This is a genomic window from Reichenbachiella carrageenanivorans, assembly GCF_025639805.1.
Taxonomy (GTDB): Bacteria; Bacteroidota; Bacteroidia; order Cytophagales; family Cyclobacteriaceae; genus Reichenbachiella; species Reichenbachiella carrageenanivorans.
Genome location: NZ_CP106735.1, coordinates 3,556,787 through 3,571,380, shown reverse-complemented (window position 1 = coordinate 3,571,380; position 14,594 = coordinate 3,556,787). Strand labels below are relative to the sequence as shown.

Genomic DNA, 14,594 nt, shown 5'->3' with positions numbered 1-14,594 from the left:
GATATTTATAGGTTAATACAAATTCATGTTTAAAGAACATTGTTAGCATGACAGAAACAGTTACAAAGAATTTTGTGATTGACTTTGACAGTACATTCACTAGTGTAGAAGCACTGGATGTATTAGGAGCGATATCGCTAAAAAATCACCCTGAAAAAGAAGCAAGGCTAAAGAAAATAGCAGATGTCACAGATCTGGCTATGGGTGGCAACCTCTCTTTCAGGGAATCACTAGAGCAGCGACTCAGTGTATTGAATGCTAAAAAAGAGCATATCCCACTCCTTATTGATGAGTTAGAAAAATTAGTTTCCAAATCATTCAAGAGAAATAAGAAATTTCTCGAAGAACATGCGGATCAGGTCTACATATTGTCCAATGGTTTTAAAGAATTCATCTATCCTATTGTAAAGAAATATGGAATAAAAGAAGAGAATGTTCATGCCAATACCTTCGTCATGGATAACGAAGGAAATATCATTGGCTTTGACAAAACTAATGTCCTCTCGCAAAGCAAAGGCAAGCCAGCTTTAATAGAATCACTCAAGCTAGAAGGCGAAATTCATGTGATTGGCGATGGGTACAACGACTACGAAATTAGAAAAGAAGGAAAAGCCAACCGGTTTTATGCCTTTACTGAAAATGTCTCAAGAGAAGAAGTGGTAAAAAATGCAGACCACGTAGCACCCTCTTTGGACGAAATATTATATCATAACAAAATGGAAGGAGCACTATCATATCCTAAGAACAGAATCAAAGTCCTGCTTTTGGAAAACATCCATGAGAAAGGGGTGAAAATTGTAGAAGAAGAAGGTTATCAGGTCGAAATATACCCAGCGGGGATCGATGAAAATGAGCTTTGTGAGAAAATCAAAGATGTATCCATCATTGGTATTCGCTCCAAAACTCAATTAACCAAAAAAGTACTAGACCATGCTAACCGCCTAATGGCTGTAGGTGCTTTCTGTATTGGAACCAACCAAATAGATCTAGCCGAATGCACCAAAAGAGGTATAGCTGTTTTCAATGCTCCATTTAGTAATACACGATCAGTAGTAGAGCTGGCCATCAGTGAGATGATTCTACTTATTAGAAATCTGCCTGACAAAATAGCTGCCATGCATCAAGGCAAATGGAACAAATCTGCTAATAACAGTTTTGAAATCCGCAACAAAAAATTAGGAATCATAGGCTATGGCAACATAGGTAAACAGCTTTCTGTTTTGGCGGAAGCCTTAGGTATGAATGTCTACTATTATGATTTAGATGAAAAACTAGCCCTTGGCAATGCCACCAAATGCAAGTCACTCAAAGAGCTACTTTCTAAGGTAGACGTAATCTCTCTTCATGTAGATGGTCGAAAAACCAACAAGAACATAATAGGCAAAAAAGAGTTTGGCTATATGAAGGATGGTGTCATTTTCATGAACCTATCAAGGGGACATGTAGTAGATATTCAAGAACTAAAAAAGAATATCGAAAGTGGTAAAATCGCAGGAACATCTGTTGATGTATTCCCTGAAGAACCACTAAGCAATGCACATGAGTTTGTATCAGAGTTAAGAGGTTTGCCTAACGTGATACTGACTCCTCACATTGGTGGAAGCACTTTGGAAGCACAGGAAAATATTGCTGAGTTCGTACCGACCAAAATTATTGACTATATCAATACGGGCACCACGACCAACAGTGTAAACTTCCCTAACCTAACATTGCCCATCCTCCATGATGCGCATAGATTCATCCACATGCATCACAACCAGCCAGGTGTATTGGCAAAAATCACGAATACATTAGCTAAGCACGACATCAACGTTTTGGGACAATACCTCAAAACCAATGATACAGTAGGATATGTGATTACAGACATTAGCAAAAACTACAGCAAAGAAGCTATAGCAGACCTTAAGAAAATAGAAGGCACTATCCGCTTCCGTGTACTGTATTAGAAACGAAAAAAGTCTCCTACCAAAGTAGGAGACTTTTTATAAAATCTCTGAGTTTAAGGTTTAAATTAAACCCATAAATGTAAGGATTTGAGCTATTCAAATGATTCGACCTTCCTCTGTTATCTCCGAAGAGTTCCGATCAGAAACCGGAATGAGGCCTGCTCTAGCCACAGAAATCACTCGGTCATTTTTATACTGTTAGTTTAATAAACATTCAAAAACCCAGAGATTTGTCCAGCAAAAGTATTCATTTTGCATTGGATTACGACAGGTAAATACGCCTTTATCTTTCCTTTTTTTATATCGATATCATAATGAAAAACATCTTCTTCACTCCTGGGCCTTCTGGCTTATATTTCACAGCTGAGCAGCACATCAAAAATGCGCTAAACGAAAATATTCCGTCGATCAGCCATCGAAGCAAGAGCTATGTGAAAATGCATCAGGAAACTACTGAAGCACTTACCGAACTACTCCAGCTTCCAGACAATTTCACTATCGGGTTTACTTCTTCTGCTACAGAAATCTGGGATCGCATGAGTGAAAATCTGATTGCCAACCGATCGCTACATTTTGTGAATGGAGACTTTTCTAAAAAATTCCATAGTGCAGTAGCTGCTCATGGCAAAAATGCCGAATCTCGCGAAGTAGAAGCTGGCACTCACCATGACTTGTCCAGCGTAGTCATGGATGAAGATATAGAATTAATCGGATTGGCTCAAAATGAGACAAGTACAGGTGCTGCTATGCCTGTGGAAGACATCAATCTATTGAGGTCTAAATACCCCACCCCTCTTCTTGCTATAGATGCAGTGAGTTCGTTGCCAGTACCTGCATTCGATTTCAACCAGCTAGACAGCTTGTATTTTTCTGTACAAAAATCTTTTGGCCTTCCTGCTGGTCTAGGCGTATGGACATTCAACGACAGATGTTTGGAAAAGGCTGAAGCCATGAAAGCCAACAATCAATACCATGAATCATACAACAGTCTTTTGAAAATTGCCAAAATGGCTCAAAAGCATCAGACCACTTGCACCCCTAATGTGCTCAACATCTACCTACTAGGTAAAGTAGTACAAGACATGAACACAAAAGGCATAGGTCAAATCAGGCAAGAAGCGGCATATAAGAGTGCATTGCTATATAACTTATTTGAATCTCACCCGAAGCTGAGTGCATTCGTAGCCGATAAAAAATTCAGATCGCAAACTGTCGGAGTAGCGAATGTAGAAGGCGGTTCTGAAAAATTGATTGCAGGGTTAGCAGCTAAAGGCCTTCATATTGGCAATGGGTATGGAGAATTCAAAAACAAGCAAATCAGAATAGCTTCCTTCCCAACTCACTCAAAAGAGCAAATAGAAATGCTAGTAGATGAGATAAATCAGTTGGATTTCTAATTTTTGAATTATCTTTTTACATTAATTACAGACCTAGACAATACTATAACGACCTGAACACCACATTCTAATGTATAAATTCGAAACTATCCTTGTTGCTTTAGATCACACAGATCTTGATAAAGAATTGATCTTTGCTACTGCCATGATTGCAAAATTGGCAGAAGCAAAGTCAGTGAAATTCATCAATGTAATCAAAGATTTAAACGTACCTGCTGCCATTAAAAAGGAATTTCCAAACATCATCCATGATGCAATGGAAGAGCGAAAAAAGGAAATAAAACGAGAGATAGATAGATATTACACTGAAGATAAATCGATCGTAAAAGTAGAAATCAAATCAGGTCAGCCTACAAAATCTATTCTTAAGTTTAGCGCAAGCAAAGAAGTAGATTTGATCATCGTAGGACGAAAGAATGAAAAGCCTGGTGGTGGAGTTACGATAAGCCGTTTGGCTAGACGGGCCGCTTGTTCTCTGCTAATTATCCCCAAAGGGTTCAAACGCAGAATCAGCAAAGTGCTCGTACCGGTAGATTATTCGAAAAACTCTCTGGATGCACTCAACCAAACCATTGATCTACTCAATATTGAACATTTCCCTAAACCGAAATGTCTAGTACAGCATGTATATCAAGTACCTAGTGGGTATCATTATACTGGCAAGTCTTTCGAGGAATTCGCTTCGATCATGGAAGAGCATGCCCAAAAGGACTATCAGGTATTTATGAAAAAAGTAGACCCAACCAAATTGATTTTGGAACCTATATATACGCTCGACAGACATGAGGATATTATTTCTGCGATCTATAAGACGGCAAAGAAAGAAAAGGCTGGCGCTATCGTGATTGGAGCCCAAGGCATCACGGCAGCAGCTTCTTTGTTTATCGGCGGCAGTGCCGAAAAACTTGTTCAGCTGCACTCAGAGATTCCTGTTTTGGTTGTAAGATCTAAAGAAAAACAAAAAGGCCTTATCGACATCATCAGGGGGATTTAGTCTGGTTCTACACCTCTAAAACGGTCTAAAAAATCATTGACCTGCCTACACTCATCCTCTGTGAAGACATTAATAGCTTTGAATAGCTGTGAAAACGTCTCATCCAGTATTTCAAGAGTTTCTAATCCCTTTGAAGTAATGGAAACATCCACAGCTCGCCTATCTTCTATATTAGGCAACCTGGACACCAACCCTTTTGAAACCAGTTTATCCACTATTCTGGAAACATTTGACATGCGGTCGAGCATGCGTTCTATAATTAGATTAACCGTGCAAACTTCAGGATACTGACCTCTCAGAATTCGCAATACATTATATTGTGCAGTAGTCAACCCATAGGGTTTCAATAGTTTCTGCTGTTGTTCATCAAACCAATTTCTAGTGAAAATTAGATTAACCACTGCTTTCTCAAATTCAGATTTGAATTTTTTCTGTTTGATCTCTTTACTCAATCCCATACCTTATAATTACCTATATCTAATGTAGATACACAAATGATAAAAAGTAAATTTTGAAGGGCAAAATAGTCAGTCAACGGAGACTTTACATTAACTTATTGTCTGAATTAGTCCGTGACCTATGAATTTAAATAAGATCATAAAACACCTTCCAAGAATTATTGCAGCGATTATTTTGCTTGAAACTTTACTTTTCAAATTTGGTATTGGGGGCGAGGTATTTCTTAGTGAGTCGAAGGCTCTATTTACTCAAGTGGCAATATTCGTACTCGGTCACGCAGAATCTGAAGGATGGTTCAGGGTAAGCACAGGCGTTTTAGAGTTGATCACTTCCATTCTTCTACTTTGGCCTAGACATGCAGGCATAGGCGCTATCATGGGCGTTTTTCTGATGATGGGTGCCATTATTTCTCATGTGTTTATTATTGGCGTAATTGTAGGCAATGATGGAGGCCAACTCATGATGATGGCTCTCATCGTACTGATGTGCTGTACCAAAGTGATGATTGATGAAAAACAGCAAATTCTCAATTACTTTGGCAAGTAGTTTACTTCACGATAAACTCTGTTTTTCCCATTTTATAATCATCGGTATACACTTCCAAGATGTATTTACCCAATTCATAATCACTCCCCTTGTTATACAAAAAAGATAATGCTTGACTATTTCTATCGAATAGAATGTCTTTTTTAATCGTGTAAAAGCTCTCTCTTCCTTCAAACACAAACGTGCCAGACCCTGCCGCGACATCAAAAATCACATTATCATCTGGGCCTGTTATTTTCACCAGAATACCTTTACCTTCTATTGGAGCTACTCGATTTTCTTGGATTTCAAAATCAATTTTCAAATGATCGATATGCCTGTTTTTGAATGGAGATGGCCGCTCTTTACCACTCGAGCTTACCGCCAATATTTGCACCTTCTCTATTTTTAGCTTAGATGCTGTAGCTACCTTTTCCTCTAGTTTAGCCTTACTCTGATTCAGGTCTTTGATAGACGCACTCAGATTATTAGCTTCTACCTTTAATTCCGTATTTTCTACCAACAAAGAGTCGTTCATTACTTTCAATCGCTCTATTTCTACATCTTGTGCCAACAATAAATCTTTGTAGCCTTGTACCTTGCCTTGTAGGTCATTAATTTGCTTATAAGCTTTTTTTCTAAAAGCTTTCTTCTCTTCTTCCAACTGTGTTTTGATTTGCAACAGCGTATCGATCTCTCCACCTAATTGAGCGATTTTCAATATTCTAGTATCCAATTCATTACTCATTGAATCGAGATCATTGTAGGCCTGATCCAGTTGTGCCTGAGTCATTTGGTTTTGCGCAGCCAAATCAGATGATTCCATGTATTTATACACAAAGGCTCCACTAGCTGCCAACAGCAAGATGACTAGTACTACGGTAACAATTCTTTTGTTTTGCCCCTTTTCAGGTGCTGGTTTCGACTCTGGCATTGTAGATTTATTTTCCATAGGTGAATAATGTTAGCTGCAAAAATATAAGATAATTAGAGATACACAATTACATACAAGTGAAGAGATAAAAACCCTCTAAAACCGTAAAATGTAATGATTCCTTTCGAGTGCTCTATTGGCAAATACTATTCCAAATTTATGATTTTCGAGATATAGATGTGCTGGGTGCTGAGCTATGATTTGAGTCCAAGCTTTTGACATACCTGGCGACCAATTGATGTCATCAATCACTAGGGCACCATGTGTCGAAAGCACCTTCACCGCCTGATTAAAGTACCTGATAGTCGCTTCATACGTATGGTTGGCATCTATATAAATAAGGTTAAAAGTTTGACTGTTTGCTTCAAAGAAATCATCCACATCGACGACTTTGATTTCCGCATTCGAAGAGGCTAATATTTTTAAATGATCGCTCGCTAACGCAGCTAATTCTGGGTTTGCTTCTATACTAATGACTTGCTCTACTACTGACACTTTACTCATATACAGGGTGTTGATACCCAAAGAGGCGCCTAGTTCTAGGACATGACTCGCATTCACAAAAGCAATGAGATTAGTAATGACTTCAGACTGTTTGAGTTCGGAAATACCCGATTGCGCAATGGTTTTTACTTGTTTGGATTTAGCAACAGCCATACTCGACCCTGATCCAAAATCACTACTCATTATAACTGTATCATCTTTGGAAAGCTGACTTCTCAGGGACTCTATAGCAGTATCCTTGCATTTTTTTCGTTTCGATGGGTTTAGCACTTCTTTGTATACCTGAAATACAAATGGAGACTGCAGTCCATGCTCATCCATACACAAAAGCCAATACCTGATGTATCGAATGATTCGAAAAACAATGATTTGAAGTGTCAAGAAAAGAGAATACTAGTTGAAACGATCTGGCACGATCATTACAAATTCAGGAATGCGAACTTCTATTTTTTTACCGTCGATGATTCGTTCAATCAAATAAGTACCAATCATTTTACCTAATCCGCTTTTCAAATTACAACCCGAAACATAAATATGCTCCTGACCAGGTTCGATAATCGGCTGCTGCCCTACTACGCCTTCTCCTTCGATTTCACGATCACTATAAGCTGCATCTTTGATATACCAATGGCGTGATTTCAATTGAACAGTGTGCTCACTTTGATTCTCTATAGTAACCTTATAAGTAAAGACATAATGAAATTGTCTGGGGCTAGAATACTTGGGTTGGTATTCTGTCTCCACACTTACTTTAATGCCTTTTGTTATTTCTGTTACCATCAAAAAATAATGCCTTCAATTGATAAATACGATTAAGATTACGTGTACAAGTAAGTCAATTTATTTTATTTTCGAAAATAATGAATGTAAAAATTGAAAAAAGCTGGAAGTCAAAACTTCAAGCAGAATTTGAAGCTGAGTATTTTAAGAACCTGACACTCTTTGTGAAGTCAGCATACCAGGGGCACAAAATATTTCCTCCTGCGGGGCAAATCTTTCGTGCATTTGACTTATGTCCGTTTGACGAAACACGTGTGGTAATACTAGGGCAAGACCCCTATCATGGAGACGGACAGGCACATGGATTATGCTTTTCTGTACAAGAAGGTATGCGAATGCCTCCTTCCTTAAAGAATATTTTTAAGGAGATTCAGGACGACCTGGGCATTGTTTCTCCTAGCCATGGTAGCCTAGAACGGTGGGCAAAGCAAGGGGTTCTGCTTCTCAATGCAACACTCACGGTACAAGCACACGAACCTGGCTCTCATCAGAAGCAAGGTTGGGAGGAGTTTACAGATGCCGTGGTGAAGGTATTAGTAAGTCAAAAGGAAAATCTAGTCTTCCTTCTTTGGGGGGCATATGCTCAACGCAAAGGGGAATTCATAGACGAATCCAGACACTATGTATTGAAATCGGCGCACCCCTCTCCTTTTGCAGCACACCGAGGTTTTTTTGGCAACAAACATTTTAGCAAGACAAACACTTTCTTGCGTAACAATGGATGCAAAGAGATAGAGTGGTAACAAAAAAGCGTCTAACATTGATTAATGCTAGACGCTTTTACTTCTTGTAATTTCATTTTTTTAGTCGATGCCTCTAAACAATCTAGACCATCTGATCTTATTGAGAAAACTCTCATTAGGATCGATTGACATCCAAATGAATGATGCTTCGCCCACGACATGGTCTCCTGGTACAAATCCCCAGAATCTCGAATCTTCCGAATTGTGACGGTTATCACCCATCATGAAGTAATAATTTTGTTTGAATGTATACGAAGTAGCTTTCTCCCCATTCACAAACAATTCCGTTTCTTTCAGATCTACCTTATCCAAACCTTCGTAATTGCGAATAGTGGTGCCATACATGGCCACATTATCCGCTGTCAACTCAATAGTCATTCCTTCGGCAGGAATGACTAGCGGACCAAAAAAGTCTGCATTCCAAGGAAAACGATTGGCATTAGGGAATATTCTTGGATTCACGAAGTCAGCTGGTTCTTTATGAGGAATTACTTCCTCTACAAAATCTAAGCTTTCAAACTTAGCGGCATCCGAGGGCTTGGCATGTATTTGATAAAAACCATTATTGGTACCACGGTTATAATCCCATACTCCAAATTTCTTAAAGACTCTATCATTGATTTTTTGATCCGTTCGCAAATAATAGGCAAATTGCATATCTGCTGGATTCTGTCCTTTTTCCCCATTGATATACACCTGAGAATCTCTTACTTCTATAGTATCACCACCTACTGCTACACATCGTTTGATGTAATGCGTTTTGAGATCTGTGGGGTGTTCAAATTCTGGAGGATAGTTGAATACTACTACATCATTTCGCTCTACATCTCCAAAACCTGGCAACCTAAATTGTGGCAATTGGATAGCCTCAGAATATGAAGGAATATTAGTTCCCCATACTTTAGCATGAGTCAATGGAATTTGTAATGGAGTCTTAGGTGTACGAGGTCCATAGTTGATCTTGCTCACAAACAAGAAGTCGCCAACCAGTAATGAATTTTCCATAGAGGGCGTCGGGATGGTAAATGCCTCCATAAAAGCCCATCGGATGAGTGTGGCTGCAACTACGGCAAATACGATCGCATCTACCCATTCTCTAACCGGCCCTTTATTTACTTTTTTCTTCTTGGGTTTAAAAAAATTCCAATTCATAGTTGATATTATTTCGGCAAAGATATGATTAAATGTGACTCCTAAAAATTGAGTAAATCGTTCATAGAATAAACGCCTTTTTTGCCAGCCAAATACTCTGCTGCCATGACAGCTCCCTGGGCAAACCCTTGCCTGTTGTGTGCTACATGACTGATTTTGATTGTGTCTACTTCAGAACTATAGGTCACATCATGTGTACCTGGCACACTATCTACACGTTCAGAGATGATAGCAAGTTCTTTAGCTTTGTCAGTGGGTTCGTTTACCCAACTCGTTTTGTCGCTATTATTAGCAATCAGACCTTCAGCCAAGGTAATGGCTGTTCCGCTAGGAGCATCCAATTTTTGTGTATGATGGATTTCAAGCATTTCACTACTGTATCCTCTTCCTTCCATCATTTTAGCCAATTGCTGATTGAGTTTGAAGAAAATATTGACACCGAGGCTATAGTTGGATGCATAGAAAAAGCCCGTGTCTTGTTTTTTGCAAAAGTCAACTACTTCTTGATAATGAGCTAACCATCCCGTACTGCCTGACACTATTGGTACTTTATTAGACAAAACGGCTTTGATATTGCTAAGTGCAGATTCAGGAGCGGTAAACTCAATCACCACATCCGTCGTTTCTGGCGTGATTTCGTTGACCTCATTGACATTGTCTATGTTGATTATTTTTGAAATCGAGTGACCTCTATCCAAAAGTATTTTTTCGATAGCTTGTCCCATTTTTCCATACCCTACCAATCCTACTTTCATTTTTTTACTTTTTATTAAACAGTTTATTAGTGTTGACCATCCAGATTTATTACTACTTATTTCAATTTTAAAACCAAAGACATACCTACATTTTGGGCAAAGTATTCTTCTCTTGGGTAATACGTTGGCTGCAAAGCCAAATCATCGTTTATATTGAACTCTATCAGATGGGCGGAAACATGTGCATCTACGATTTGCACCAAATAATACACTACCCCCATGATGACCATAAAGTCTCTGTTGCGCTTAAACCGCTCTGCATTCAACTGCAAAGCTTCCTCGGAAAATTGGCCCTCAAATGGATTGGTCGTACTTTCATCTCCGTCCGTCTCAGCAATGTACGCATTGCGAAATGCATTGTAAAAATCGTTATTGTATTTGATGAAGTGACCGATCACCATGGCACCACCATACACGATCGGCAGTTTCCAATATTGCTTATTATACATTTGGCCTAAGCCAGGAAAAACAGCCGAATATAAGGCTGCTTTGTCGGGGTCTAATGTGGATTTGCTTTGAAAGGTTTCAATGCCCCCAAAATCTGAAATGACTACGGTAGTATCTGTATTGGCTCGAATGATGGTCTCATCCTGAGCCATGACTGATGATAGGCCTGTGAGGCACAAAATCCATACAATTACCGATGATTTCACTCTGTATTTAAGCGTCAATGATTTCCAAAATACGGTTCAATTCCGTAACGGAAGTGAAAGGTATTTTGATCTCTCCTTTGTTGTTATCTTTTGAGGCAATTTTTATTTTTGTCCCAAAGTGCGAAGATAACTTGTCTTGAACACTTAATATCTCTTTATTCTCTTCTTTTTGTTCTGCTTCTTCTTTCGGCTCGTCAGGAAACGATGCTTGCTTCACCAAAGCTTCTACTTTTCTTACCGAAAGGTCTTCGCTCAATATCTTTTTGAGCAAATCTAGCTGCAACGAAGTGTCTTCTACATTGATCAAAGCTCTGGCATGTCCCATGGAAATTCGACCGTCCCTAACGGCTGCCTGAATATCGGGCGGCAGTTTCAACAGACGCAAGTAGTTATTGACCGTAGACCTTTTTTTGCCCACTCGGTCGCCTAGCTGCTCTTGCTTGAGATCACACTCAGACAGCAACCGCTGATAACTGAGGGCTACTTCCATCGCATTTAGGTCTTGACGTTGAATATTTTCTATCAAGGCCATTTCCAACATTTGTTGGTCATCAGCTGTTCTTACATAGGCTGGCACTTTTTCCAACCCAGCTAGCTTACTCGCTTGAAACCTCCTTTCACCTGAGATCAGCTGAAAGGTATTGTTATTCAGTTTTCTTACTGTAATTGGCTGGATGATGCCTTGTACTTTGATAGACTCAGAAAGTTCTTGCAAGGCCTCTTGATCAAAATCAGTTCTTGGTTGAAAGGGATTTACTTCTATTTGATCCAGACTAACTTCAGAAATACTCCCCACCGACCCACTGCGTTCGCGAAGTGGTTTCTTAGGCAATACGGCTTTCTCTGATACATTGTCGTCATTTAACAATGCTCCCAACCCTCTACCTAACGCATTTCGTTTATTCCCTTTATTTTGGCTCATCTAAGTATCTTATTTAATCAGTCCGTTAGGCCATTTCAGCCATTTGCTCATTATTGGCTATGATCTCATGTGCGAGGTTCAAATAGCTAATTGCTCCTTTACTCTCTGCATCATGCGAGATAGCTGGCAACCCAAAACTAGGCGATTCACTAAGCTTAATATTTCTTGGAATCAAAGTATTAAAGACCATTGACTTGAAGTGTGTAGTTACTTCCTCTACCACCTGATTAGACAATCTCAAGCGCATGTCGTACATGGTCAAGAGGATGCCTTCAATTTCTAATTCTGGATTCAATCTAGCCTGAATGATCTTGATTGTATTCAACAGTTTCCCTAGGCCCTCCAATGCGAAATACTCACACTGTACGGGAATGATTACGGAATCAGATGCCGTCAAAGCATTGACGGTAATCAAACCTAAAGAAGGAGAGCAATCGATGATGATATAATCGTAATCATCACGAATGGATTCTAATGCTGTACGCATCTTCATTTCACGCTCCTCGTAATTGACCAGTTCTACCTCTGCTCCTACCAAATCGATATGAGAAGGCAACAGATCCAAATAATCTATATCTGACTTGATGATACACTCATAAGGATCGATCGCATCGACCATGCATTCGTATATACCAGCTTTTACTTCTTTAGGGTCTTCTCCTATACCTGACGTAGAGTTGGCCTGTGGATCAGCATCCACTAGCAGCGTCTTGTATTCGAGTGCCGCCAAACTTGCTGCCAGATTGATCGATGTCGTCGTTTTACCCACGCCACCTTTTTGATTTGCAATTGAGATGATCTTGCCCATAAAGCTCGTTGTCAGATTAAATGAAAATTGTCGAATAGCCGATAATTACACATAATCGACTATGGCAAATATAATTTTCGTTTCCGCATTTATTCTATATGTCCTTGGAAACTTCTCCACATTGGAATGTTGATAAATAGCTAACCACTTGAAAACAAAAAAGTCTCGCGATTTGCGAGACTTTAAATTTACTTCTTTTTCTTTCCTTGTTTACGCTGTACTTCTCCTGCCTTCATGGCTTCTTCCAGTTTCAGTTGAAATTTGGATTTCGATTTATTTGCGTTTTTCTTTCGATTCTCTTCCATCACCTTCAAAATCTTGTCTTCGTCTACAAACTTTCTAAACAAAGCCATCTGTCCAAAAGACACGATGTTAGATACAAAGTAATAGAAAGTAAGACCTGCTGAAAATTCATTCAAGAAGAACAGGAACATGATCGGCATCATATACTGCATCGACTTCATAGGTCCTTGCATCTGCGTGTTCATCTGGCTATTAGACCAAGTATAGAGCAAAGTAGAGGCTGTCATCAACAGACAGAACATACTCACATGGTCACCATAGAACGGTATGGTAAATGGCAGGTTCATTACATTATCATAGGTAGATAAATCCGTCGCCCATAGAAATGGTTGCTGTCTCAGCTCAATTGAATTCGGAAAGAAGTTGAACATGGCCAGCAAGAATGGAAACTGCAATAAAACTGGAATACAGCCACTCAATGGATTGATTCCAGCCTTTCGATACAGCTCCATGGTCTCTTGCTGAGATTTCTGCATGTCTCCATCGTGCTTTTCCTTGATCGCATCCATCTCTGGTTTCAAGACTTTCATCTTGGCCATAGACATATGCGACTTGTACGTCAATGGTGCCAAAATTAAGCGGATGACAAACACTAAAATGATAATAATTACCCCGTAGTTGGAAATGAATTTCTCAAGCAAATTGAATATTGGGATAATCAACCATTTGTTGACCAATCTGAAGACAAACCACCCCAACTCTACGTTTTGCTCGAAGCCGTCTACTACTTTCTTCTGAATCGTATAATCGTTTGGTCCAAAGTAGTACTGAAACTGGCCTTTACCTGTTTTTAAATCGCCAATTGGCAATGTCAAAACAGCTGTACCTGATTTTACTGTAGTGCTGTCGGATGTATCAACATAAGTACTTAGCGTAGCTTTTGAAATTTTGTTTTCTGCAATCAAAGCTGCAGCAAAAAACCTTTGCTTAAAAGCAAACCATTTCAACCCTTGCTCAATGTTTTCTGTTTCAGCATCTTCACTTATACCTAAGTCATCAAAATCTCCTCCAATGGGCTGATAATTGATCGTCGTTTTTGCTCTTGATTCCTTCAAGGTATGCTCTACATTCTTCATGTGATCCACCCAAGTAAGCTGAGCATCTTGGTTGTCTATCACGCCATCCATCCCTACGAGATTGATCTCATATTTCAACTGAAAGCCTGTACCTCCAAGTTTGTACTTGTGCTCTAGGTATCTACCTCCGTCTAAAGCAACTCTAAAGCTGACCGACAACGAATCTGTGCCCGACACCTCTAACTTACTGTGTTGTGTATGATAGTATAATTCAGAAACATTGATCGCCTTGTAGTTGCTCATCAAAAGCAAATCAGACGTACTGCTATTTCTATCTATAAGTATCAATGGATCCTTCTCATATGTCAAGTAATCTTTGAGTTCTACTCTTTTGACTACCCCTCCTTTGCTAGAAAGAATGATTTTAACTGATTCATTTTCTATTTCAACCTCTTTCTCTTCACCTGATGCAAATGGCGCAAAAATGCCATAACGTTCTTTGTAAATTGCAGAAGTCAAAGAATCATCTACACCAGTCGCGACTGGTGTAGATATTTCCGCCTCTCTGATAGCTGCAGGAGTAGTTGTTTCAATGGTGGCTTGTTCGACAGGCTGCTCTGGCACTTCCGGAGCAAAGAATTGAAAATATATGGTCATCAATGCAAGCATCAAGACCAAACCTGTGATCTGGTTTCTATCCATT

At 39.3% G+C, this 14,594-nt stretch carries 15 protein-coding genes; 5 read left to right on the top strand and 10 right to left on the bottom strand.

All coding sequences use genetic code 11. The features are described from left to right. The first annotated feature begins 47 nt into the window (after positions 1-47). The 3 genes from serA to N7E81_RS14390 all read left to right on the top strand — a co-directional run bounded on the left by serA (position 48) and on the right by N7E81_RS14390 (position 4,337). Positions 48-1,946, top strand: a complete 1,899-nt coding sequence (gene serA / locus N7E81_RS14400) for a phosphoglycerate dehydrogenase (protein WP_263050293.1) — start codon at positions 48-50, stop codon at positions 1,944-1,946. A 314-nt stretch (positions 1,947-2,260) separates the two neighbouring features. Then, entirely contained in the window at positions 2,261-3,343 is a 1,083-nt protein-coding gene (locus N7E81_RS14395; protein ID WP_263050292.1) for an aminotransferase class V-fold PLP-dependent enzyme, read from the top strand. 70 nt (positions 3,344-3,413) lie between these two features. Further along, positions 3,414-4,337: a universal stress protein gene (locus N7E81_RS14390; RefSeq protein WP_263050291.1), complete on the top strand. Its 924-nt coding sequence runs from the start codon at positions 3,414-3,416 to the stop codon at positions 4,335-4,337. On the opposite strand, the gene N7E81_RS14385 is transcribed toward N7E81_RS14390, so the two are convergent. Then, positions 4,334-4,795: a MarR family winged helix-turn-helix transcriptional regulator gene (locus tag N7E81_RS14385; RefSeq protein ID WP_263050290.1), complete on the bottom strand. Its 462-nt coding sequence runs from the start codon at positions 4,793-4,795 to the stop codon at positions 4,334-4,336. The two genes, N7E81_RS14390 and N7E81_RS14385, sit on opposite strands and share 4 nt — an antisense overlap. A 121-nt stretch (positions 4,796-4,916) precedes the next feature. Here N7E81_RS14385 and N7E81_RS14380 point away from each other — a divergent pair, with 121 nt between their 5' ends. Beyond that, positions 4,917-5,342, top strand: a complete 426-nt coding sequence (locus tag N7E81_RS14380) for a DoxX family protein (protein ID WP_263050289.1) — start codon at positions 4,917-4,919, stop codon at positions 5,340-5,342. A 1-nt stretch (position 5,343) separates the two neighbouring features. Here N7E81_RS14380 and N7E81_RS14375 read toward each other — a convergent pair whose 3' ends face one another. The 3 genes from N7E81_RS14375 to apaG all read right to left on the bottom strand — a co-directional run bounded on the left by N7E81_RS14375 (position 5,344) and on the right by apaG (position 7,539). Further along, complete coding sequence (locus tag N7E81_RS14375; protein WP_263050288.1) at positions 5,344-6,273, bottom strand: coiled-coil domain-containing protein; 930 nt, start codon at positions 6,271-6,273, stop codon at positions 5,344-5,346. 78 nt (positions 6,274-6,351) lie between these two features. After that, positions 6,352-7,140 carry an O-methyltransferase gene (locus N7E81_RS14370; protein WP_263050287.1) on the bottom strand — a complete coding sequence of 263 codons (789 nt, stop codon included), beginning with the start codon at positions 7,138-7,140 and terminating at the stop codon, positions 6,352-6,354. Positions 7,141-7,152: 12 nt separating this feature from the next. Next, the gene (apaG, locus tag N7E81_RS14365) at positions 7,153-7,539 is read right to left on the bottom strand and encodes a Co2+/Mg2+ efflux protein ApaG (RefSeq protein WP_263050286.1); all 387 of its coding nucleotides are present in this window, start codon (positions 7,537-7,539) and stop codon (positions 7,153-7,155) included. A gap of 80 nt (positions 7,540-7,619) precedes the next feature. On the opposite strand from apaG, the gene ung reads away from it, so the two are divergent. After that, positions 7,620-8,282: a uracil-DNA glycosylase gene (gene ung, locus N7E81_RS14360; protein ID WP_263050285.1), complete on the top strand. Its 663-nt coding sequence runs from the start codon at positions 7,620-7,622 to the stop codon at positions 8,280-8,282. Positions 8,283-8,342: 60 nt separating this feature from the next. Here ung and lepB read toward each other — a convergent pair whose 3' ends face one another. The 6 genes from lepB to yidC all read right to left on the bottom strand — a co-directional run bounded on the left by lepB (position 8,343) and on the right by yidC (position 14,593). Further along, complete coding sequence (gene lepB / locus N7E81_RS14355; RefSeq protein WP_263050284.1) at positions 8,343-9,434, bottom strand: signal peptidase I; 1,092 nt, start codon at positions 9,432-9,434, stop codon at positions 8,343-8,345. Positions 9,435-9,475: 41 nt separating this feature from the next. After that, on the bottom strand, positions 9,476-10,189 hold the full coding sequence (dapB, locus tag N7E81_RS14350; RefSeq protein WP_263050283.1) for a 4-hydroxy-tetrahydrodipicolinate reductase: 714 nt from the start codon (positions 10,187-10,189) through the stop codon (positions 9,476-9,478). A 56-nt stretch (positions 10,190-10,245) separates the two neighbouring features. Continuing rightward, entirely contained in the window at positions 10,246-10,842 is a 597-nt protein-coding gene (locus tag N7E81_RS14345) for a DUF5683 domain-containing protein (protein ID WP_263050282.1), read from the bottom strand. Positions 10,843-10,849: 7 nt separating this feature from the next. Continuing rightward, complete coding sequence (locus tag N7E81_RS14340) at positions 10,850-11,764, bottom strand: ParB/RepB/Spo0J family partition protein (RefSeq protein ID WP_263050281.1); 915 nt, start codon at positions 11,762-11,764, stop codon at positions 10,850-10,852. Between the two features lie 25 nt (positions 11,765-11,789). Then, positions 11,790-12,572, bottom strand: a complete 783-nt coding sequence (locus N7E81_RS14335) for a ParA family protein (RefSeq protein ID WP_263050280.1) — start codon at positions 12,570-12,572, stop codon at positions 11,790-11,792. 188 nt (positions 12,573-12,760) lie between these two features. Further along, a complete protein-coding gene (gene yidC / locus N7E81_RS14330; RefSeq protein WP_263050279.1) occupies positions 12,761-14,593 on the bottom strand; it encodes a membrane protein insertase YidC in 1,833 nt (610 codons plus the stop codon). Between the last annotated feature and the right edge of the window lies 1 nt (position 14,594).

Excerpts from the sequence above, each read along its gene's own strand:
- serA (WP_263050293.1), top strand. The coding sequence starts at position 48 with ATGACAGAAACAGTTACAAAGAATTTTGTGATTGACTTTGACAGTACA.
- N7E81_RS14395 (WP_263050292.1), top strand. The coding sequence starts at position 2,261 with ATGAAAAACATCTTCTTCACTCCTGGGCCTTCTGGCTTATATTTCACA.
- N7E81_RS14390 (WP_263050291.1), top strand. The coding sequence starts at position 3,414 with ATGTATAAATTCGAAACTATCCTTGTTGCTTTAGATCACACAGATCTT.
- N7E81_RS14385 (WP_263050290.1), bottom strand. The coding sequence starts at position 4,795 with ATGGGATTGAGTAAAGAGATCAAACAGAAAAAATTCAAATCTGAATTT.
- N7E81_RS14380 (WP_263050289.1), top strand. The coding sequence starts at position 4,917 with ATGAATTTAAATAAGATCATAAAACACCTTCCAAGAATTATTGCAGCG.
- N7E81_RS14375 (WP_263050288.1), bottom strand. The coding sequence starts at position 6,273 with ATGGAAAATAAATCTACAATGCCAGAGTCGAAACCAGCACCTGAAAAG.
- apaG (WP_263050286.1), bottom strand. The coding sequence starts at position 7,539 with ATGGTAACAGAAATAACAAAAGGCATTAAAGTAAGTGTGGAGACAGAA.
- ung (WP_263050285.1), top strand. The coding sequence starts at position 7,620 with ATGAATGTAAAAATTGAAAAAAGCTGGAAGTCAAAACTTCAAGCAGAA.
- lepB (WP_263050284.1), bottom strand. The coding sequence starts at position 9,434 with ATGAATTGGAATTTTTTTAAACCCAAGAAGAAAAAAGTAAATAAAGGG.
- dapB (WP_263050283.1), bottom strand. The coding sequence starts at position 10,189 with ATGAAAGTAGGATTGGTAGGGTATGGAAAAATGGGACAAGCTATCGAA.
- N7E81_RS14340 (WP_263050281.1), bottom strand. The coding sequence starts at position 11,764 with ATGAGCCAAAATAAAGGGAATAAACGAAATGCGTTAGGTAGAGGGTTG.
- N7E81_RS14335 (WP_263050280.1), bottom strand. The coding sequence starts at position 12,572 with ATGGGCAAGATCATCTCAATTGCAAATCAAAAAGGTGGCGTGGGTAAA.
- yidC (WP_263050279.1), bottom strand. The coding sequence starts at position 14,593 with ATGGATAGAAACCAGATCACAGGTTTGGTCTTGATGCTTGCATTGATG.